This is a genomic window from Natronohydrobacter thiooxidans, assembly GCF_001884735.1.
GTDB lineage: Bacteria > Pseudomonadota > Alphaproteobacteria > Rhodobacterales > Rhodobacteraceae > Roseinatronobacter > Roseinatronobacter thiooxidans_A.
The window spans coordinates 215,324-236,359 of the sequence record NZ_MJAP01000012.1; the positions used below are offsets into that span (position 1 = coordinate 215,324).

The following is a 21,036-nucleotide window of genomic DNA, read 5'->3' on the forward strand; positions in this document are numbered from 1 at the left end:
GAGCGCGCATGACGCCAATTCTTGAGTGGGACGAGGAAAAAGCCACGCTGAACCTCGCTTCGCGCGGATTGCATTTCGCTGATGCTGCCAGGTTCGACTGGACGACCGCGCAAGTGTTCCTTGATGACCGCTATGATTACGGTGAAGAAAGATTCAGGACGCGCAGATTTCTGGACGGTCGGCTTCACATCCTCGTTTATGTTTTGCGAAACGACCGCTTGCGGGTTATATCTCTGAGAAGAGCCAACGCCCGAGAATGCAAGCGATATGCCGCCGAACGACCACAGATTTGACGACACCCCTGACGCCCTTTCCCCCGAATGGACGGCGTATGAAAGCGCATGGGCCGTCAACGTGGCCGATTTTGGCGATCCGGTTGCGGCATCGCAATTCCTGCTGCGCCGCAAGCGCATCTTCCGCGCGGCACAGGCCGCAGGCGTGACCAAGGAAATGCTCACCCCCTTCGCTCCGAACAAGCCGGGTTTTGAGGCACGGGTCGAGTCCGCTTTCCGGCAGATCGCCTCGGCAGCCGGGATGGCGGCAGAGTAGCCGCTTCCGTTGCGCAGTTGAAGATCTGCGCCTAAGCCATTGTAACTCAACATCTTCCTTACTCCGCCGCTTCCACGAAGCGATGCCGCTCGTAGAGGAAACGCAGCACCGCCTGACGGGCTTTCAGATAGGTGGGGTCGGTGGCGGCAGAGATGCGTTCACGCGGGCGCGGCAAGTTGACGTCCAGCACCTCGCCGATGGTGGCGGCGGGGCCGTTGGTCATCATCACGATCCGGTCGGCCAGCAGCACGGCCTCATCCACATCATGGGTGATCATGATCATCGTATTGCCAAGGCGGGCGTGAATATCCATCACCGCATCCTGCAGATGCGCCCGTGTCAGCGCATCGAGCGCGCCGAAGGGTTCATCGAGCAAGAGCACTTTCGGCTCCATCGCCAAGGCCCGCGCAATCCCAACCCGCTGGCGCATCCCGCCAGAGATTTCACCGGGCCGTTTGTCGGCGGCATGGCGCATTTGCACAAGATCGAGATTGTGCAAGATCCACTCATGCCGTTCGGCTTTGTTTTTCACTCCGCGAAATACTTTTTCAACGGCGAGCTTCACATTGTCATAGACTGTCAGCCAGGGCAGCAGGCTGTGGTTCTGAAAAACCACCGCCCGATCCGGCCCCGGAGCCTTGACCTCGAACCCGTCAAGCTTGATGCCGCCCTTGGTCACATCGGTCAGTCCGGCGATCAGATTCAGTAATGTGGATTTGCCGCAACCGGAATGGCCGATGATGCTGACAAACTCGCCCTGCGCGATATCCAGCCGGATGTCGCGCAGCACTTCGGCGCGCTTGGAACCGGTGACGAAGGTCTTGTCGACGTGAGAGATATTCAGATAGCCCATGTTCATGCCTCCGATGTGCCACGGGTGACAACGCGCCCGATGAAGCCAACCAGTTTGTCCAGCAGCAGGCCGACCACGCCGATATAGACCAGCGCCACGATGATGTCGGTCAGGCGCGAGGAATTCCACGCATCCCAGATGAAGAAGCCGATACCGACACCGCCGGTCAGCATCTCGGCGGCGACGATGGCCAGCCAGGACAGCCCGACCCCGATGCGCAGCCCCGAGAAGATATAGGGCGCGGCGGCGGGCACCATGATCTTGAAGAAAAACTCGATATGGTTGAGCCGCAGCACCTGCGCCACATTGCGATAATCCTGCGGGATATTGCGCACCCCGGCAGCGGTATTGATGATGACGGGCCAGATTGCGGTGATGAAGATCACGAAAATGGCCGAGGGGCGGCTGTCCATGAAGGCCGCCAGGCTGATGGGCAGCCATGCCAGCGGCGGCACCGTGCGCAGCACCTGAAAGATCGGGTCCAGCCCGCGCATCATCCAGACCGACTGGCCGATGACCGCGCCCACCACGATCCCGATCAGGGCCGCAAAGCCGAAGCCATAGGCGACGCGCTCCAGCGAGGTCAGAACCCGCCATCCAAGACCGATATCCTGCGAGCCATAGACATAGAAGGGCTCCAGGATCAGATCCGAGGATTCCGCCCAGACAGTGGTGGGAGTGGGAAGATTGGAGCCCGGAGCCGAAAAGGCGATCTGCCAGACGGCGAGGATGACAAGCACCACCACCAGCGGCGGCAGGGTATTGACCGCAAGCGAGTTAGCCCAGCCCGGCAGAGCCAGCCCCTTGCGGGGCCGCTCTGGCAGCGTGGAAATCGTCGCACTGGCCTTGGGCGCAGGCGCCTGCGGTTTCATTTGGGTGACTGCTGACATGATTTCGCCTCCTTACACCATGGCCTTGATCGACAGGCTGTCGAGATAGGCGGACGGGTTTTCGGGATCGAAGCTCTTGCCGTCGAAGAAGGTCTCCACCCCGCGGCTGTCGGACAGACCGGCGGTATCGACACCAAGTTCACGCGCGGCGTCCAGCCACAGATCCGAGCGATTGGTATTCTCGACCACCGAAGCGATATCGAGATCGGCAGGCTGATAGCCCCAGCGGATATTCTCGGTGATGAACCACTTGTCGAGGCTCTTCCACGGGAAAGACGTCGCCCCGTTCTCGCCCCAGAATTTCATTTCAAGACCGGTTTCGGTTTCCATCCGCCCGTTGCCGTAATTCACATCGCCGCGCAGGCGGCCCAGAATATCGGCGGGCGGCACGTTATACCACTGGCGACGCCCGACGATCTGGGCCAGTTCTTCCTTGTTGGCCATGTCGTCGCACCAGATCTGCGCCTCCATCACCGCCATCAGGATCGCCTTGGTCGCGTTGGGATTGGCATCGACCCAATCGGCGCGCATCCCCAGAACCTTCTCGGGGTGGTTTGCCCACAATTCGCCGGTGGTCAGGGCGGTGAAGCCAATACCCTGATTGACCAGTTGCTCATTCCACGGCTCGCCCACGCAGAAGCAATCCATGTTGCCCACGCGCATATTGGCCACCATCTGCGGGGGCGGCACAACGATCACGCTGACATCAGTGTTCGGGTCGATGCCACCTGCAGCCAACCAGTAGCGCAGCCACAGGTCATGCGTGCCACCGGGGAAGGTCATGGCCGCCGTCACCTCTTCGCCCGCCGCGCGCTTGGCCGCGAAAGCGTCACGCAACGCGCCGCTGTCGAGTGCGACCTGCGTATCGGCATATTCCTGCGCGACCGAAATGCCCTGACAATCCTCATTGAGGCTGAGCAGGTTGTACATCGGCGTCGGCTGGTTGTTCTGCATCACGGTGCCAAGGGAGTACTGAAACACCTTGGGCCGCAGGATATGGCCGCCATCGATGCCGCCGCGTGCCGATCCCAGCGCCATATTATCGCGCGTGGCACCCCAGCTTGCCTGTTTCTCGATCTTCATCTGATCAAGACCGTATTTCTGGTAGAAGCCCTTCACCTCGGCGATGATCAGAGGGGCGCTGTCGGTCAGCGCGATATAGCCCAGCGTCGCGCCGCGCACTTCGGGGGCAGCACTGGTGGCCCATGCGCCACCGGGGATCAGGGCTTTGGCTGCAGCGAGTGTTGCCGCAGCGCCCGTCGTGGCGCGCAGAAAGCTGCGGCGGGAGAGGATGGACGACTTGGGGGAATTCGGCATTTCAGGTGGTCTCCGACATGGGCAGGCCAGCGCCTGCAACGGGGTCAACGGATGGGACAGCGCGTGAGAGCGCATCTGTCATGACGATGTGGGAAATCGCGTCAGTGCGAAGTCAGATGGCAAAGCGCGGCGGGCGCAGCTTTCCGTCCTTCGTGTCATCCGACCCCTTTGCCGGATGCCCTAGTGATGCGCTGCTTTGCGCCGCAGGTCAAAGGCTCTTTGCAGATGCAGCATTATTTCCGTAACGGTTGCGCGATCTGCCCAGAATTTCAGCGTTCAGGCAGGGTCGGGTCGAAAACCTGACCATCAAAAAAACGATCCGAGGGCAGAATCATCGTGCCGCGTTCGGATGCAACGGCCATGGGATGGGAAAGCGCACCTTCCAGCTTTTCGGACGCGCCGGGTAGATCGGCCCCGACCCCGCGCAGGTATTGACGGTAGAGATCGGTACGGCAGATCGCCTTGGCGGAACGCATGCTCGCGCCCGGTTCCAGCCCGTGGCGTTCCGCCAGTTGCGTGGCGAACCATGCCGCTTGCGACCGCCATGGAAAACTGGCCGCGCCTTCATGGAAGCGGATCATGCCCGAGACCTTGCGCAACTCGCCGCGCGGCGTGACGATCATTTCGCCACGCAGGGCCCGGTCGAGCAATTCGGGCGGGGCGTTGACATATTCGGGCCGCGCGAGAAGTTCCGACGCGGTCTGCCGGTTGCCGGGATCGGCCAGCCATTTCCCCGCCCGCCAGACCGCGCGCATCAGCGCGCCCGTCGCTGCGGGGTTTTCCTCGATCCAGTCGTGGCGCGCGGCAAGCACTTTTTCCGGGGCGGCTGCCCAGATTGCGCGGCTGGGCAGCAAGAGCGCCCCGGCACCGGTTTCGACGGCGACCGAGCCCCAGGGCTCACCCACGCAGAAGGCATCTATCTCTCCGGCGCCAAGGGCATCGGCCATGCGCGGGGGCGGGATGGTGCAGAGTTCATAGCCGATCCCGGTGCCGCGCAGCCAGTAATCAACCAGCATCGCCTGTGTCGAGAAGGGAAAGGGCACCCCGATCCGCAGGCATGCCGGGGCGATCTGTGCCAGATCTGCGGCCGCGATCCGGGCATCTTCGAATCCGAACCCATGCCCTGCCACGCGTAACGCATCCGCCAGCTTTGCCGAGACCGCGACCACGACACCGTTCATCGACAGGTTCTGCAGGATATCGACCCGCGCAACCGCCCCGCCCAGCCCCAGCGCCATCGCGACCGGCAGGGGCGCGAGGATATGCGCGGCCTCGATCTGGCCCCAGAGCAGCATGTCGCGCAGGCTGGACCAGGAGGGGGCCGGGATGAGCTCTAGCGCCAGCCCCTCGCTGCGGGCAAAGCCCAGTTCATGGGCAATCGCGAGCGGGGCCATGTCAAGAAGCGGCACGAAAGCCAGACGCAGGGGCATGACATTCATGACAAGAGCCCCGCTGCCGTGACAATCGCGCCCGCAACATCGGCGACCTTGCGGCCCTGATCCATCGCTGTCTTGCGCATCAGCGCATAGGCTTCATCCTCGCTGATCCCGCGGGCTTTCATCAGGATGCCCTTGGCGCGGTCAATCAGCTTGCGTTCTTCCAGCGCGCGGCGGGTCGTTTCCAGTTCCAGCCGCATGCGCTGGAACATCTGGAAACGCGCGATTGCCGCATCCATCACGGCGGCCACGCGCTCTGGCTGCAGCCCGTCGATGACATAGGCCGAGACGCCCGCCTCGATGGCCTGCCGCGTCAGATCGCCATCGGTGCGATCCACGAAAAAGGCCACGGGCCGATCCATCGGGCCTGCGGCAAGGGCCATTTCCTCCAGCGTGTCGCGCGACGGGTTGGCCATGTCGATCAGTACGATATCCGGCGCGATCTCGCGCACGCGGCGCGCGAGCCCCGCCCCTTCGCTGATGATCGTCACACGATGACCCAGCGGTTGCAGACTGTCGATCACAAGCCGCGCGCGGGTTTCATCCGGTTCGACAATGACAATATGGAGTTTCATCTGCTGTCGCCTTTCTGCACCCACGAGGGCCACGTTCCGGGCGGGTGCACAAGAGCATGCCCGGTTCTTCTGTCGGACCGGCGAAGCGAATGCCCAAATTTCGGGCAGTTATGGCGGCCCGGGGGTTCAGACCGCTTCGGAAACCGCATCTGCCGGGCCGCGCTCGCCCGAAGGCTGCGGCGCCAGCGGCAGGACCAGCGCGAAACAGCATCCGGTGTCGCTGTGCCGGACATAAGCCGTTCCGCCATGTGTGGCCGCAACGGAACGCACGATGGCCAGCCCCAGACCGCAGCCGGATTTCTGCACCTTCTGCCCGCCCTGTTGCGGCAGGCGCACGAAACGTTCAAACACCTGTTCGGCAGCTTCTCTGGGATGCCCGGCCCGTCATCCTCGACCAGCAGAGTGACGGTCTGCGCGTCGCGCTCCAGTGTCAGGCGGATCTCGCCATCCCTGACAGCGCCGTAGCGCAGGGAATTGTCGATGAGATTTTCGGTAGCTTCGCGCAGCAGGATGGCATTGCCGGAGACGCATAGGGGCTGTTCCGGCGCGCTGAGGTGAATTTCGACCCCCTCAGACAGCGCCTTGGGGGCGAATCTGCGCGCGATCTCTGCCACAAGCGTGGTGAAATCCACGATGTCGTTATTTTCACTGCTCACATGGTCGGCGACCTCAAGGCTGAGCAGTTGCTGGCTGAGGCGCGACAGATCGCTTGCGGATTCGTAGAGATCTCGCAGCCGCGCCTGTCGCTGTTCTTCTGTCCGGGCCGTCAGTGCGGTTTCTGCCTGCGACTGGATGGCCGCAACCGGATTGCGGATCTGATGCGCGGCATTGGCGATGAAGGCATTGCGGCGCTGCATCTCGGTCTGCAACCGCGTGAAAAGCGAATTCATAGTTGCCACCAGAGGCCGCACTTCATTGGGCACGGTGCGCCGGATCGGGCCAAGCTCTGACGGGCTGCGCAGGGAAACCGCTTCCTTCAGGTCGATCAGCGGGCGCAAGCCTTGCGTGATCCCGAGCCAGACCGCAACCGAGGCGGTGACAAGAACCACCGCAAGAATGGCCAGTGCCTGCTGCAATATGACCATGCTCAGGGCGCGGCGCTGGGTCGTGGTCTGCCAGACCAGCACGGTCGTCCAGCCGTCAAAGAACGGATCGGCAATGAATTCGCGCAGCACGACCGCGCGGACGGGTTTGCCGATATAGGTGAAGTCGAAGAAATACGGCTCGCCGCCGCGCAGATCATCGGGGATGATATCTTCGGGCGTGTCGGTATAGCCCGCCAGAATGCGCCCATCGGCTGCCGAGACATTGTAGAAGATCGGATCGCCCATGACGCCCACCAGCGAATTCAGCAGCGCATCCGAGACAACATCGCCCTGGGTGATGATGACTTCGCGCGCGACGGCATGCGCCACGACCTTCAGCGCATCGTCATAGAGCATCCGCGACATATCCTGCGCCTGCCAGTAGCGAATTCCGCCCGCCATCAGCGCGACGAGCACCAAGGGCAACATGACAAGGATGTAGAGCCGGAGCCGGAGCGACCCGGCGAAGCGCTTGCGGGGGGTCAGCCTGCCGCGCCTCATGCGTCCCCGATCTGCACGAGGTAACCCAGCCCGCGCAGGGTGCGGATGGTCAGCCCATGCCCGTCCAGTTTGCGCCGCAGCCGCGACACCAGCAATTCGACGGCATTCGCGTCGATATCGGCGCCAACGCCATAAATCCGTTCCCCGAGCTGCTCTTTCGAGAGCACGCGTCCGGGATTGTCGGCGAAGGCCTCGAAGAGGGACAATTCGCGGCGCGACAGGCTGATGACCCCGTCATGGCCGGACAAGCTGCGCGCGGCGCGGTCGAAACTGACAGCGCCGATGGTCTCGATATCCCGCCGCGCCTCTGACGGGCGGCGCGCAAGCGCGCGCAGGCGGGCATGGAGTTCGGAGATCTCGAAGGGTTTCACCAGATAATCGTCGGCCCCGGCATCCAGCCCCGCAACCCGGTCCTGAACCTGCCCCTGCGCCGTCAGCATCAGCACGGGATAGGTGTCGCCGCGCGCGCGCAGCCGACGCAGAACCTCCAGCCCTCCCAGGCTGGGCAGGTTCACGTCGAGGATCGCGAGATCGGCCCCGGTCTGGGCCAGAAAACGATCTGCATCCTGCCCGTCCTCAAGCCAGTCCACGGCATGCCCGGCTTCCTGCAGCGCCTGAATCAGCGCGCGTGCCAGAATCGCATTGTCTTCGATCAGTACAATTCGCACCGGCATTCCCCGACAGAGCCGGACTGGTTTTCGGTCCTGACAGCTTGTTGACAGGTTCCGCTGCTATACGCACAGTGCATGGCAGGGTTTGGAGGCTCTGAGTTCACTGTGCGCAATATGACTTGGGAGGTCAACATGACAGTAAAATCACTCACCCGGCGCGGGGCGCTGGGACTATTCGCGGCGGCATCGGCAACCCTCACGCTGGGCGCCCCCGCACAGGCTCAGGTGGATTTCTCGGGGCGGACCATCGAGTGGATCATTCCGTTCGGAACTGGTGGCGGCTCTGATACATGGGCGCGCTTCAATGCTCCGTTCCTGTCGCGGCATCTTCCGGGCAATCCGACGGTGGTCGTGGTCAATGAACCCGGTGGCGGCTCGACGCGCGGCACCAATCTCTTCGCACAGCGCGCACGGCCCGACGGGCTGACGATCCTTGGCACCTCCGGATCGACGCAATTCCCCTATCTGCTGGGCGATCCGCGTGTACGCTACGAATATCAGGACTGGTCGGTGGTCATGGTCGGCCCGACGGGCGGCGTGGCCTATGTCTCGCCCTCGACCGGGGTGGAAAGCATCGAGGATGTCGCGAAGCTGCAGGGTCAGCGGCTGGTTTATGCAAGTCAGGGCGCAACCTCGCTTGATCTGGTGCCGATGCTGGCCTTCAGGCTGCTGGGTTTCGACGTGAACTATGTGTTCGGGTTTGGCGGGCGCGGTGACGGGCGGCTGGCCTTCGAGCGCGGCGAGGTCAATATCGACTACCAGACCTCTTCGGCCTTCATCAACAACGTGACCCCGCTGGTCGAGGAAGGCAAAGCCGTTCCGCTGATGTCCTGGGGTGTTCTGGATGCCGATGGTGTCATGCAGCGTGACCCGACCTTCCCGGATCTGCCGATCCTGGAGGAAGTCTATGAGATGGTGCATGGCGAGGCCCCGTCCGGCCCGATGTATGACGCTTACCGCGCCTTCAACATCGCTGGTTTCGCGGCACAGAAAATGGTCGCCCTGCCCGAAGGCGCGTCGGATGAGCTGGTCGAGACCTATCGTCAGGCCTGGCGCGATGTGTTCAACGATCCCGAATATCTGGAGACATTCGAGGCCGCGCTTGGCAGCTATGAGCAGGTAACGGATGGTGCGGCTGACGCCCTGTTCCAGGCAGGCACCACGATCGACCCGGAAGTGCGGGCAATGGTGGTCGATATGCTGGCCACCGAGTATAACGTGCGCCTTGGCGAGTAATCGTCCCACGCCCCCGGAGCCATCGTGTTCCGGGGGCATTTTCTTCCTTCCCGTGACCGCGCAGGGCCATTGCCCGCGCCTGTCCCATTTCTGACGGCAGGGGCCAGCCATGATTGATGTCTTCCTTACAGCTCTCGCCAATATCCTGACCCTGCAACATCTGGGTTACATGATGATCGGCGTCATTGTCGGTCTGATGATCGGGGTCTTTCCGGGCCTCGGCGGGATTGCGGGGCTCTCGTTGATGATCCCGTTCCTGTACGGAATGGAAACAACCATGGCGCTGGCCATGCTGATCGGGCTGGTTGCGGTGATCCCGACCTCGGATACTTTCGCCTCGGTACTGATGGGGATACCCGGCTCCTCGGCTTCTCAGGCCACAGTTCTGGATGGCTTCCCGATGGCCAAGCGCGGCGAGGCTGCTCGCGCGCTTTCGGCAGCCTTTTTCGCCTCGCTTGTCGGTGGGCTGATCGGGGCGGTGGTTCTGACCGGGTTCGTGCTGATCGCGCGACCTGTGATCCTTGCCTTCAGTTCAGCGGAACTGTTCATGCTTTCGGTCTTTGGCCTGTCCATGGTCGGCGTGCTCGCGGGCAAATCGCTGGTCAAGGGCGTGGCCGCCTGTGCGCTCGGGCTGATCATCGGCTCGATTGGCGGGGCACCGGCCACAGGCGAGTTCCGCATGGTTTTCGGGGTGGACTATCTCTATGATGGCATCCCGCTTGTCATCATCGGCCTCGGACTTTTTGCCGTGCCGGAGATCGTGGATCTGTTGCGCCGCGACCGCTCGATCTCGGAGCATACGACGCTTGGCGCGGGCTGGTTCGACGGGATCCGCGATGTGGCCCGCAACTGGTGGCTGACGCTGCGCTGTTCCGGCATCGGCGCGCTGATCGGGGCCATTCCCGGCCTGGGGGGCACGGTCGTTGACTGGATTGCCTATGGTCATGCGGTGCAATCGGTCAAGAAAGACCCGCAATTCGGCAAGGGCGATGTGCGCGGCGTGATCGCGCCGGAATCGGCCAATAATGCGAAAGAGGGCGGCGGGCTGCTGCCCACGCTGCTGTTCGGTATTCCCGGCGGCGGCGCGATGGCGGTGTTTCTGGGTGGCATGGTGCTGCTGGGGATCCAGCCGGGGCCGTCCATGGTCGGCAGCAATCTGGACCTGACCTATACCATCGTATGGTCGCTGGCGCTGGCCAATGTGCTGGGTGCCGGTCTGTGCATCCTGCTGGCCATTCCGATTTCCAAGCTGACGCTGATCCCGTTCAAGCTGCTGGCACCGTTCATGATCGCGGTCATCTGCTTCGCGGCCTTTCAGGCCACACGCTCGCTTGATGATCTGATCGTGCTGCTGGCGACAGGTGTGCTGGGCGTCTATATGCGCCGCTTCGGCTGGCCGCGCCCTGCCCTGCTGATCGGTTTCGTGCTGGCCACGCAGGCCGAAACCTATCTCTATCAGGCGGTTCAGTTCTATGGCTGGGAGTTCCTGACCCGCACCGGTGTGATGATCATCATGGGCATCACGGCAGGGTCGATCTGGCTGGGGCTGCGCGCACGGGTTTCTGAAGCGACACCCGCCGAGATCCTCGCGGTCGAGGCGCGCGACACAGCCACCGGGCCTGCCGCCAATATTCGTGCGCGCGGGGCACAGATCGTCTTTGCGCTGGTGGCGCTGGCCTTCTTCGCGGTCGGTATCCATGACTCTTTGCAGCAGAGCTTCCTTGGGCAGGTCTTTCCGCTGATCATGGCAAGTGCGGGGGCGATCTTCACCGCGCTTGTGCTGGTCCTTCTGGTGGTCGGCAAACCCAATCACGTTGTCTCAAGCGATACCGAGCATGAAGCGCAGAGCGAGGGAATTCCGCTACGCTCGACATTCGGTGCGCTTCTGTGGGTTGCGCTTCTCGTGGCTCTGACAGCGCTTGCGGGTTTCATTATTGCGCTGGTGGCCTTCTTCATCGCCTTCCTGCGCCTGCGTGCGAAAGCAAGCTGGCTGATGACCGCCATCCTGACCGCAGGCTGCACCGGCTTTGTGCTGACGCTGGCTTCGGCGCTGAACATGCGCTTCCCCGGAGGCTTGCTGCAGGATCTCTATCGCCTGCCATGGCCTTTCAGCTAAGGTGGACAGATGCAGACTGAAATCCCCTTCCTGTTCATGCGAGGCGGCACGTCGCGCGGCCCCTATTTCAACGCAGCCGATCTGCCTGCGGATCGCGAGAGCCTGGAGGCGGTGTTGCGCGCTGTCCTTGGCTCTGGCCATCCGCTGAATATCGACGGGATCGGGGGCGGCGCGACGGTGACGACCAAGGTGGCGATGCTGTCGCGATCCGAGGTCGAAGGGGTCGATGTCGATTACTTCTTCGCGCAGGTCGATCCGATGAGGCCCGAGGTCGATTTCCGCCCCACTTGCGGCAATATCCTGTCGGGCGTCGGTCCAGCGGCCATCGAGATGGGGCTGGTTCCCGTCGCGGGGCCCCAGACTCCGGTGCGTATCCGCGCAGTCAATACCGGCGCGCTGGTCGATGCGGTGGTGCAGACGCCCGACGGGCGGGTCAGCTATGATGGCGACTACCGGCTGGATGGCGTGCCGGGAAGCGCCGCACCGGTGACACTGAGTTTCATGGGCACGGTTGGGTCCATGTGTGGCGCGATGCTGCCCACGGGCCGCGCGCGCGATGTGATTGACGGGGTGGAGGTCACGCTGATCGACGTGGCCATGCCGATGATGATCTTGCGCGCCGCCGATCTGGGCCTGCGCGGGGATGAAACGCGCGAGGAGATTGACGAGAATAAAGCGCTTCTGGAACGGCTGGAAGCGATCCGCTGCAAGGCCGGGCCGATGATGGGTCTTGGCGCGGATGTGTCGGGGTCGGTCACGCCCAAGGTGGGGCTGATTTCGGCCCCTGCAGCCGGGGGGTCGCTGCGCGCGCGCTATCTGACGCCCTGGGCCTGCCATCCCTCGATGGCCGTGACAGGGGGGCAATGTCTGGCGGCCTGTGCCGTGCTGCCGGGGTCGGTGGCGGAGGGGCTGGCCATTGCGCCTGCCACAGGGCCCGCTGCGATGCAGATCGAGCATCCGTCCGGCGCGCTGGATGTGCTGCTGGACTTCGCGGTGACTGGTGAGCGTGTCGAGATCCGCGCGGCTGGCCTGACGCGCACGGCAAGATTGCTGGCGCGCGGGGTGGTGATGGTGCCGCGCAGGGTGTGGGGCCCGGACCAGCGGTGACAGGGCTGCGATGCGGGATACTCTCAATGGCACATGCGATGGTCTGAACTTGGCTGCGCAGCGACACGCCTAGCGGGACCGTCCACGCCTGGTCACTCCGCGCTTCATCGGCGCTGCCATGCGGTAGATCCTATGTATTGCCTTGGTCAAACGATGCCGGACAGCACCACGCCCGGCTTCCACCGGACCAGTATCCCGGACCCGAGGCGCCGCAACATCCGGCGCGGCTTTGGCAGCATTGCCACCCCCGATGAGGACAGCATCATAGCGCGTTATCGCTGCCCCCGTCATGGTCGCCCAGATCCATAAGCCCTGCGTCCCGCAACTGGCGCAGGCGGATACGATGCGCGGCCTCGATATGGGCGCGCATCTGCGTCTCCGCCTCCACGCCATCGCGCGCGTTCAGCGCCTGAAGCAACCCCTCATGCTCTTTGGCAGCGCTCTTGCTGCGCGCCGGGTCAAAGAGCGTCGACGGCCCGAGGATCAGCAGCGTGCGCGCCATCGCGCCAATGGCGCGCTTGAGGTAGCGGTTCTTTGCGGCGTTGATCAGGGCAGCATGAAACTGGCGGTTCAGCCGTGCAGTATCAGCGGCATCAGCGCTGGCGGTCATCTCGGCGTTGATTTCGGCCAGTTCACGCAGTTCCAGATCCGAGGCTGCACGCGCCGCAAGCCGCGCAGCGGTGCCTTCCAGCACGGCGCGCATCTCGTAAAGCTCCATCACCTCGGCATAGCTCAGACGGCGCAGACTGGCGCCTTGACGCGGCAGATGCTCGACCAGACCATCCGCTTCCAGACGCCGGATCGCCTCGCGGACCGGGGTTCTGGAAAGGCCAAGCCTTGCGGCGAGTTCAACCTCCCGCAGCCGCGCGCCGGGAGGAAGCGCCCCGAGACGGATATCTTCCAGCAATCGTTCGTAGGCGCTCTGCCCTTGCGGCAGGTTGGAGGTGGCTTCGGACGAATTGCGCATATCTGCCTCTTTCGGTGCAGGAGGTTGATTGTTATTGCATACACTTGGATACAGTAGTATTCAAGTCCCGTCGAACGAGAGTTACGCCATGCTGACACGCGCCCGCCTGCTGACCTTTGCCATCGCCATCCTTGGGGTCGCGGTGTTCCATGCCCTTGATCTGCCGTTGCCGTTTCTGTTCGGGCCGATGTTTGCCTGTCTCGGGGCCGCGCTGGCGGGGGTCAGGATGCAAGGGGCCGGACAGATCTCGGTGGCGGCGCGCACGGTGCTGGGCGTGGCTGTCGGGGCTTCGATCACGCCTGCGATCCTTGGTCAGGTGCCGTTGATGGCGGTTACTCTGGCGATGATACCGGTCTATATCGCGATCATAGGATTGATCGGCGTGCCCTTCTTTCAGCGCATCTGCGGGTTTGACCGGGTGACGAGCTATTACGCCGCCATGCCGGGCGGGTTTCAGGACATGGTGCTGTTTGGGCAAGAGGCCGGTGCCAATCCGCGCGCGCTGTCGCTGATCCATGCGACACGGGTTCTGGTGATCGTGACACTGGTGCCGATCCTGCTGACCGGGCCTTTCAATCTGAGCCTTGACCAGCCGATCGGTGCGCCCGCGCGCGATGTGCCAATGCTGGAAATGGTCATCATGGTGGTGGTTGCCCTGATTGGCTGGAAAGGTGGGGAGCGCATCGGGCTGTTCGGGGCGGCGATTCTGGGGCCGTTGATTCTGGCTGCGGCCCTGTCACTGGGGGATATTATTCATCACCGCCCTCCGGCCGAAGCGATCATGGCGGCGCAATTCTTCATCGGCATGGGAATCGGGATGCAGTTTCGCGGCGTCACTTTTGGCGAATTGCGCCATGATGTTGCAGCAGGCGCGGCTTTCGCGGTGATTCTGGCGATACTGGCCGGGGGATTCACCCTGCTGGCACATAAGATCGGCAATGTCCCGATGCTGGAGGCGTTCCTGTCCTTTGCCCCCGGAGGGCAGGCTGAAATGACTGTACTCGCGATTGTCGCCGGGGCGGATCTGGGCTTTATCGTCATTCACCACCTGATGCGGCTGATCGTTGTCATCACGGGCGCCCCGATCATGGCGCGGTTGATCTGGGGGAAAGCGGATCGATCCTAGAGTGCATTTTGACCAATTTGAATCGGCTGCGCCGCAGGCGCTGTTGACGGGGGACGGGCCTTGCGGCCCGCGGCCTTCGGCGAGAGTATTTTCGGGCAAGATGAAGTCAGGGGGGCGTGACAGTGGGCTGTAGCGCAAGCTGATCAGGAACAGTGCTAGTCACGCCGACCCGCTGCGCGCACCTGTCAGACGACGCGGCGATTTCGGATGGGGCAGGATTCCGGTAAGGTCCAGGACAACCCGCTGATACCCGCCACCGGGATGCGAAATATCGGGGCGATGGCCAGACAGGGGCAGTCGATCGTGGCGCGGATGACAAGTATGGCGCTCTCTCCGGCGCCGATGACGCCATCTTCGATTCGCAGCTTGCAATCTGAACCGGGGCAGCCGGGCGTGGTCAGCGCAGTATCCTCGCCCCGGTTCTCACCCAGTTCGCCCGCTTGGAGGATCAGCGGTGGGGGCAATTCATCAACCAGCGTGACATTCTGGGCCGCAATCGGGCCCGTGTTCTCCAGGCTGATCATGTACTGGATGCAGGCACCGGGAATGGCAGCAGGAAGGGCCGGTTCTTCGGGCGGGCTGGCATTGAGATCATCGCAACCGGCGCCATCCTCGGAGAATATCAGGACAGACTTGCTGGCCGCCAGAACCGCAATTCCTTGCAAGGTGATGGTGGCGGTATCGACATCGCTCAGTCATCTGCTGATTGATCGAAATACCGCCTGGGTTCAGATTGGTGTTGAAATCGCCGATCAGGAATTCCGCGCCTTCCTTGCGCAGCCGCAGATAGAGCGGAAAGCGGCTTTGCGCGGCATTGCCGTGCGTGGAGCGGTCGCCATAGACGATGTAATCAGCATCCGGGTCGATACCGTAGAAAGCATCGCGCTCCTGCGCGCTGTCATATCGCAGCGTCAGCAACCATTCGCCGCGGATCTCCCCTTCGGCAAACCGGGCCACGCGGCCCGAGAGCGCATTGCCGATCTCGCCCTCGCAGCGCATATGCTCGCACACATGTTTATGCGCGAGCATGCGCTCGGCCAGACCGACCAGCACCCGGGGACGATTGGCGACCGAGATCGGCACGCGCAGGCTGAGATCGCGCCCGGTGGCGGGGATCGAGAGGCGCGCGGTGCCCCCTTCCAGCATGGGCGCCAGCGTGACCATGATGAGTCCGCCCTGCTGCACGCTTACCGTAACGCGACTTTGCGGCGCGCGCGCAGAGGCGGGTTGCGATCGCCGCACAGGCCCCGTGGGCGCGAAGCCGAAAGGCTGCTCTATCGTCACGGTGACCTGGGTGCCGGGGCGGGTCGGGATGCCCGAAGGATTGGTCAGGCGCATCGTGATCTGCGGCTGGCTGCGCGCGACCCTATGATGATCAGGCATGGCAACACCTTGGATCAAAGCTCATCCGCATATGGACCTAATCGCGGGATCAATGCCTTGACCTCGATCACGCAGCCCGGGCCGAAGGCGCGCTGCCTGTCCAATCTGTCGAAAGAGTTGACACGGATGGTCCCGTTCTGACGCGGGGCCGCAAGTATCTCGGGAAAGGCGCGATGCGCAAAGATGGGCTTGCGGTGAGTTAGGTGATAACATAACAACAGCCGAACCCACCCGGTGTCAGGGTCGCAGCAGGTCTGTTCCGGCCATGCTGCCCCAGCCGCCGTGGTGCTTAACCTACACAAGCGCGAAAGACGTTCTTCCATGCTGATCCCCGTTCGTTCCCTTGCCGGGGCCCTTGTCGGCCTGTGCCTCGCCCTGCCCGCTTTTGCCGAGTCCGCGATCAATGTGGCGGCCCCTTTCGAGATCCAGTCCGCCGAGCCCTCGACCACCGGCCATATCTTCACCCGCATGGGCATTGCCGAGACGCTGGTGGATGCCGATCCGCAGGGCCGTCTGCTGCCGGGGCTGGCGACGGAATGGGCGGTGTCTGATGATGGGCTGACCTGGCACTTTATCCTGCGCGAGGCGGTTTCGTTCCACGATGGCAGCGCCATGACACCCGAGGCGGTGGTGAATGCACTGGAGATCGCGCGCGCCAAGCCCGGCCCTCTGGCGGGATTGCCCATTGTCGCGATCACACCCGAGGCGGGCGCCGTGGTCATCACCCTGACCGAGCCGCGCGCGGCACTTCCGGCCTATCTCGCCGAATCCCGCAGCCAGATCCTCGCCCCTGCGGCCTATGGCGCGGATGGGCAGGGGCTGGCCGTGATCGGCACCGGCCCCTACCGCGTGACCGCGCTGACCCCGCCCCTGTCGATGCGCGCCACCGAATTTGCCGACTATTGGGGCGACGCGCCGCATGTTCCCGATGTCACCTATACCGCCGTCAGCCGCGCCGAGACGCGGGCCCTGATGGCGGAATCGGGGGATGCGGATTTCGTCTTCAACCTTGACCCGGCCACGGTCACGCGCCTGTCGCGCTCAGACGCCCTGCAGGTGCATTCGGTCGCCATCCCGCGCGTGCTGCTGTTGAAGGTGAACGCCGCCCATCCCTTTCTGGAGGATGCCGATGCCCGCCGCGCGCTGAGCCTTGCCATCGACCGGGCTGGGCTGGCGCAGGCGGTGCTGCGCTACCCCGAGGGGGCGGACCAGTTGTTTCCGCCTGCCATCGGTGCCTGGCACAACCGCGCGCTGGAGCCGCTGGCCCATGACCCCGAAGCCGCGCGGGTGATGCTGGAGAACCTTGGCTGGGCGGCCGGATCGGACGGCATCCTGACCCGTGACGGGCAGCGTTTCGCGCTGAGCCTGACCACTTATCCTGACCGGCCCGAACTGCCGTTGGTCGCCGCCGTTCTGGAACAGCAGTTCCGCGCGGTCGGGATTGAACTTGCGATCAATTCGACCAATTCCTCGGAAATCCCGGCCGGGCATCAGGCCGGCACGCTGGAACTTGGCCTGATCGCCCGCAATCTGGCGCTGATCCCCGATCCCATTGGCACTGTCCTGTCGGATTACGCGCCTGGCGGTGACTGGGGCGCCATGGGCTGGCAGAATGCCGAGATCGTCGCGCTTGCCCAATCCCTTGCGCGCGGCGAGGGTGATGACAAGGACCGCGCGCGGATCAGCGCCATCTTGCAAGACGAACTGCCGGTGATCCCGATTGCCTGGTATCAGCAGACGCTCGCGGTGCGCGCGGGGCTTGAAGGCGCGGTGATCGACCCGTGGGAGCGCAATTTCGGTCTGGCCGGGTTGCGGTTCGCCGAATGAACATCCTGCTTTCGCGCCTGGTGCAGGCAGCAACAGTGGCCGTTCTTGTGGGGGCGGCCACCTTCGCGATGATGCGCAATCTGCCGGGCGACGCCGCATGGCGCATCGCGGCGGGGCGTTATGGTTATGACAATGTGAACGCTGCAGCGGCCGAGGCGGTGCGGTCCGAGCTTGGCCTTGGCGGGCACTGGTTCCCGGCCTTCCTGCAATGGATGGGCAATCTGTTCCGGCTGGATTTCGGGGTGTCGCTGGTCTCGGGCCAGCCGGTGATCCATGAGATCGCGCATCAGTTGGGCGCCTCGCTCTGGCTGGCGCTGGCGGCGGTGGGGCTGTCGCTGCTGATCGGCCCGCCTCTGGGCATCATTGCCGGGCTCAGGCCGGGGGGGCTGTTCGACCGGGCGCTTCTGGTGGTTTCGACCGCACTCAAGGCGGTGCCGCAATTCCTGATGGCGCTGATCCTGATCCTGCTTCTGTCGGTGCAACTGGGCTGGCTGCCCGCCGCTGGCTATGGCCAGCCGCGCCATTTCATCCTGCCTGCACTGGCGCTGGCGCTGGGACTGGCCGCGGTCAACGCCCGCATTACCCGCGACGCCATGGCCAGCGTCGCCGCCCAGCCCTTTTACGCCTTTGCCCAGTGGAAGGGCCTGAGCCGCACGCAGGTTCTGTGGCGGCACGGGCTGCGTAATGTCTCGGTGCCGCTGCTGACCTATCTGGGGTTGCAATTCGTGCTGCTGGTCGAGGGGGTGGTGGTGATCGAATCCATCGTCGGCTGGCCGGGGATCGGGCATGCGCTGGTCCATGCGGTCTTTGCCCGCGATGTGCCGATGGTGCAGGGGACGGCGCTGCTGCTGGGGCTGGGCTTCGTTCTGGTCAACGCGCTGATCGACCTGCTGGCCGCCCGTATTGACCCGAGGGGGGTGCAATGAGAACCGCCATATTGTCGCGCCCCCAGCCCATGGGCCGGATCATCGGGGCTGCCATTCTGGCCGTGATCGCCGGTTTCGCCCTGCTGGGGCCGGTTCTGGTGCCCGGCGACCCCTTCGCGCAATCGCTGATGAAGTCCCTTGCGGGACCGGACGCCGCCGCTCCCTTCGGCCATGACCATCTGGGCCGCTCGCTGTTCCACCGGCTGGCCTATGCGTTGCGTCTCTCGCCCCTGATCGCGCTGGCGGCTGTCGCCACGGCGGCCTCGGCGGGGTTGGTGCTGGGTATGCTGGCCGCGCTCAGGGGCGGCTGGACCGAGCGGGTGCTGGTGATCCTGGCCGATGCGCTGCTGGCATTGCCGGGGCTGCTCATGGTGCTGATCGTTCTGGCGATCATGCCCGGCACCGCCACCGGCTTCTGGGCCGGCCTGTCGCTGGTCCTGTGGGTCGAGTTCTTCCGCTTGACCCGCGCCACCGCGCGCGCCACGCTGGCCTCGCCCGCCGTTCAGGCAGCAAAGTTGCTGGGCTTCGGCTGGTCCTATATCTTCCGCACGCATCTGTGGCCCGAGATCGCGCCGCTGATGCTGACTGCCGCCGCCTTTGGCACTGCGACCGCGATCATGGCGATCGCCGCGCTGGGTTTCGTGAGCGTCGGTATGCGCGCGCCCACACCGGAACTGGGGCTGATGATGGTCGAGCTGCTGCCTTATTGGCGCGAGGCGCCGATGGCGCTGCTGACCCCGGTGATCGCCACTTTCGCCCTGCTTCTGGGCCTCACGCTTCTGGCCGGAGGGCACAAGCCATGACGCTTCTTTCCGCAACCGAGATCGCGGTCCATGCCGGGGCGCAGCGGCTGGTCGATCCGGTCTCGCTGGCGCTGAACCCCGGCGAGCCGCTGGTGATCCTGGGCGAGACCGGATCGGGCAAGAGCCTGCTTGCGCAGGCGATCATGGGCACCTTGCCCGAATCCCTGCGCGCCACGGGTCAGGTCCGTATTGGCAAGCACGAGTTGCGGGCCGGGGACAGGGCCGCCTTTCGCGGGCTATGGGGGCGGCAAATCGCCGTGCTGCCGCAAGAGCCTTGGCTGTCGCTTGATCCCCTGATGCGCGCCGCCCCGCAGGTGACCGAGGCGCATCGGCTGGTCGCCGGACGGCCCGCCCCCGAAGCCCGCTTGCAGGCCGGGGCCGATCTGGCGGCGCTGGGGCTGGAAGGGGCCGCAGCGCGCTATCCGCATCAGCTTTCTGGCGGCATGGCGCAACGCGTGGCAATCGCAGCAGCGCGGGCGGGTGGTGCGCCCATCGTCGTCGCCGATGAGCCAACGAAGGGGCTGGATGCCACGCGACGCGATGATGTCGCGGCGCTGCTGCTGGGCGCGCTGGCCTCGGGCGGCGGGCTGATGGTCATCACTCATGACCTTGCACTGGCGCGCAGGATCGGCGGGCGGGTGATCGTGTTGCGCGACGGCGCGGTGGTGGAATCCGGCGCCACGGCCGAGGTTTTCGCCCGGCCGACAGCCGCCTACACGCGCGATCTGATCGCCGCTGATCCTGAAAACTGGCCTGCGCGCGCGCCGCAACCCGACACGACGAAAGCCGTGCTGCAGGTCGAGGATCTGGCAGTATCGCGCGGTGGGCATGTTCTGGTCGAGGGTCTGTCACTGACCCTGGGCGCCGGGCGCATTCTGGGGATCACCGGTCCTTCGGGCTGCGGCAAGTCAAGTTTGGGCGACGCGCTGCTGGGTCTTGTGCCGCCCGCGCAGGGGCAGGTGCACAGGGCTGCAGGGCTGGCGCCGACGGCATTTCAGAAACTATATCAGGATCCCGTCGCCGCCTTCCCTCGAACCCGGACGCTGGGTCAGACCCTGCGCGACGTGGCGCGGCTGCACCGGGCGCCATGGGACCGGATCGACACGCTTCTGGCGCGGCTGCGGCTGGATCCGGTGCTGCTGACCCGCCGCCCCGGCGCGGTTTCGGGCGGCGAGTTGCAGCGGCTCGCGCTTCTGCGCGCCATGCTCGCCCGCCCCCGCTTCCTGTTCGCCGATGAGCCCACGTCCCGCCTTGACCCGATCACCCAGCGCGAGGTGATCGGGCTTCTGTCCGATCTGACCCGGACGGACGGGCTAGCCATTGCGCTGGTCAGCCATGACCCTGTGCTTATTGCCAGAACCGCCGATGACAGGCGCAGCTTGCCGATGGCGCACCCCGCTGCGGTGCCACTGGCCGAGGTTCAGCCCGTGCCAGCCTAGTTGTTTCGGCCAAAGACCTGCCCGAACGCGTTCTGATATCTGCTGCGGATTGCGGCCGTGAAACGCGTTCGTGGAGTCCCATTCTGGCGCCACGCAACAGCAGACGATCATAGGGCCGGGCAAGCAATGCCCGGCGCGACCCGCAGGTTCGGGGCGACGAGTCGCGCCTGCGGACAGCGCATGGCGGCAGTTGAAGCAGTACAGACCAGATAGCTGACATGCCGCCGAA

Annotated in this window: 20 protein-coding genes; 10 read left to right on the plus strand and 10 right to left on the minus strand. The window is 64.3% G+C overall.

Annotated features, from left to right (window positions below; genetic code table 11):
• The first annotated feature begins 8 nt into the window (after nucleotides 1–8).
• Together BG457_RS08815 and BG457_RS08820 are read left to right on the plus strand one after the other, a co-directional pair.
• Entirely contained in the window at nucleotides 9–293 is a 285-nt protein-coding gene (locus BG457_RS08815; protein ID WP_071796709.1) for a BrnT family toxin, read from the plus strand.
• A gap of 61 nt (nucleotides 294–354) precedes the next feature.
• Nucleotides 355–549, plus strand: a complete 195-nt coding sequence (locus BG457_RS08820) for a hypothetical protein (protein WP_139257623.1) — start codon at nucleotides 355–357, stop codon at nucleotides 547–549.
• Between the two features lie 58 nt (nucleotides 550–607).
• On the opposite strand, the gene BG457_RS08825 is transcribed toward BG457_RS08820, so the two are convergent.
• The 7 genes from BG457_RS08825 to BG457_RS08855 all read right to left on the minus strand — a co-directional run bounded on the left by BG457_RS08825 (nucleotide 608) and on the right by BG457_RS08855 (nucleotide 7,874).
• Nucleotides 608–1,402 (minus strand): ABC transporter ATP-binding protein, encoded by a 795-nt coding sequence (locus BG457_RS08825; protein ID WP_217649504.1) that lies wholly within the window; start codon nucleotides 1,400–1,402, stop codon nucleotides 608–610.
• A gap of 2 nt (nucleotides 1,403–1,404) precedes the next feature.
• On the minus strand, nucleotides 1,405–2,292 hold the full coding sequence (gene ntrB, locus BG457_RS08830) for a nitrate ABC transporter permease (protein WP_071796712.1): 888 nt from the start codon (nucleotides 2,290–2,292) through the stop codon (nucleotides 1,405–1,407).
• A gap of 12 nt (nucleotides 2,293–2,304) precedes the next feature.
• Entirely contained in the window at nucleotides 2,305–3,609 is a 1,305-nt protein-coding gene (locus BG457_RS08835) for a CmpA/NrtA family ABC transporter substrate-binding protein (protein WP_071796713.1), read from the minus strand.
• Nucleotides 3,610–3,878: 269 nt separating this feature from the next.
• Nucleotides 3,879–5,048, minus strand: coding sequence for a CmpA/NrtA family ABC transporter substrate-binding protein (locus tag BG457_RS08840; protein ID WP_071796714.1), 1,170 nt, complete (start codon nucleotides 5,046–5,048; stop codon nucleotides 3,879–3,881).
• Nucleotides 5,045–5,620: an ANTAR domain-containing response regulator gene (locus BG457_RS08845; protein ID WP_071796715.1), complete on the minus strand. Its 576-nt coding sequence runs from the start codon at nucleotides 5,618–5,620 to the stop codon at nucleotides 5,045–5,047. Before BG457_RS08845 ends, BG457_RS08840 begins: the two co-directional genes overlap by 4 nt.
• Nucleotides 5,617–7,206 carry a sensor histidine kinase gene (locus tag BG457_RS08850; RefSeq protein WP_084657554.1) on the minus strand — a complete coding sequence of 530 codons (1,590 nt, stop codon included), beginning with the start codon at nucleotides 7,204–7,206 and terminating at the stop codon, nucleotides 5,617–5,619. Before BG457_RS08850 ends, BG457_RS08845 begins: the two co-directional genes overlap by 4 nt.
• Entirely contained in the window at nucleotides 7,203–7,874 is a 672-nt protein-coding gene (locus tag BG457_RS08855; RefSeq protein ID WP_071796868.1) for a response regulator transcription factor, read from the minus strand. The genes BG457_RS08850 and BG457_RS08855 overlap by 4 nt, the downstream gene beginning before the upstream one ends.
• Before the next feature lie 135 nt (nucleotides 7,875–8,009).
• On the opposite strand from BG457_RS08855, the gene BG457_RS08860 reads away from it, so the two are divergent.
• From BG457_RS08860 to BG457_RS08870, 3 genes are all read left to right on the plus strand, one after another.
• On the plus strand, nucleotides 8,010–9,113 hold the full coding sequence (locus BG457_RS08860; protein WP_071796869.1) for a Bug family tripartite tricarboxylate transporter substrate binding protein: 1,104 nt from the start codon (nucleotides 8,010–8,012) through the stop codon (nucleotides 9,111–9,113).
• A gap of 109 nt (nucleotides 9,114–9,222) precedes the next feature.
• Nucleotides 9,223–11,229, plus strand: a complete 2,007-nt coding sequence (locus BG457_RS08865) for a tripartite tricarboxylate transporter permease (protein WP_071796716.1) — start codon at nucleotides 9,223–9,225, stop codon at nucleotides 11,227–11,229.
• Between the two features lie 9 nt (nucleotides 11,230–11,238).
• Nucleotides 11,239–12,336: a 4-oxalomesaconate tautomerase gene (locus BG457_RS08870; RefSeq protein ID WP_071796717.1), complete on the plus strand. Its 1,098-nt coding sequence runs from the start codon at nucleotides 11,239–11,241 to the stop codon at nucleotides 12,334–12,336.
• A gap of 262 nt (nucleotides 12,337–12,598) precedes the next feature.
• Here the strand turns inward: BG457_RS08870 and BG457_RS08875 are convergent, their stop codons facing one another.
• Nucleotides 12,599–13,303: a GntR family transcriptional regulator gene (locus BG457_RS08875; RefSeq protein ID WP_071796718.1), complete on the minus strand. Its 705-nt coding sequence runs from the start codon at nucleotides 13,301–13,303 to the stop codon at nucleotides 12,599–12,601.
• Between the two features lie 88 nt (nucleotides 13,304–13,391).
• Between BG457_RS08875 and BG457_RS08880 the strand changes: the two genes are divergently transcribed.
• Complete coding sequence (locus tag BG457_RS08880) at nucleotides 13,392–14,429, plus strand: AbrB family transcriptional regulator (protein ID WP_071796719.1); 1,038 nt, start codon at nucleotides 13,392–13,394, stop codon at nucleotides 14,427–14,429.
• Nucleotides 14,430–14,614: 185 nt separating this feature from the next.
• Here BG457_RS08880 and BG457_RS08885 read toward each other — a convergent pair whose 3' ends face one another.
• Both BG457_RS08885 and BG457_RS08890 read right to left on the minus strand, forming a co-directional pair.
• Nucleotides 14,615–15,094: a DUF11 domain-containing protein gene (locus BG457_RS08885; protein ID WP_071796720.1), complete on the minus strand. Its 480-nt coding sequence runs from the start codon at nucleotides 15,092–15,094 to the stop codon at nucleotides 14,615–14,617.
• A complete protein-coding gene (locus BG457_RS08890) occupies nucleotides 15,021–15,812 on the minus strand; it encodes a hypothetical protein (protein ID WP_071796721.1) in 792 nt (263 codons plus the stop codon). The genes BG457_RS08885 and BG457_RS08890 overlap by 74 nt, the downstream gene beginning before the upstream one ends.
• 321 nt (nucleotides 15,813–16,133) lie before the next feature.
• Between BG457_RS08890 and BG457_RS08895 the strand changes: the two genes are divergently transcribed.
• From BG457_RS08895 to BG457_RS08910, 4 genes are read left to right on the plus strand one after another with little or no spacing between them, the layout of a single operon-like run.
• The gene (locus BG457_RS08895; RefSeq protein WP_071796722.1) at nucleotides 16,134–17,639 is read left to right on the plus strand and encodes an ABC transporter substrate-binding protein; all 1,506 of its coding nucleotides are present in this window, start codon (nucleotides 16,134–16,136) and stop codon (nucleotides 17,637–17,639) included.
• A complete protein-coding gene (locus BG457_RS08900) occupies nucleotides 17,636–18,565 on the plus strand; it encodes an ABC transporter permease (RefSeq protein WP_071796723.1) in 930 nt (309 codons plus the stop codon). The genes BG457_RS08895 and BG457_RS08900 overlap by 4 nt, the downstream gene beginning before the upstream one ends.
• The gene (locus BG457_RS08905) at nucleotides 18,562–19,368 is read left to right on the plus strand and encodes an ABC transporter permease (protein WP_071796724.1); all 807 of its coding nucleotides are present in this window, start codon (nucleotides 18,562–18,564) and stop codon (nucleotides 19,366–19,368) included. Before BG457_RS08900 ends, BG457_RS08905 begins: the two co-directional genes overlap by 4 nt.
• Complete coding sequence (locus BG457_RS08910) at nucleotides 19,365–20,807, plus strand: ABC transporter ATP-binding protein (RefSeq protein WP_071796726.1); 1,443 nt, start codon at nucleotides 19,365–19,367, stop codon at nucleotides 20,805–20,807. Before BG457_RS08905 ends, BG457_RS08910 begins: the two co-directional genes overlap by 4 nt.
• Nucleotides 20,808–21,036: the final 229 nt, after the last annotated feature.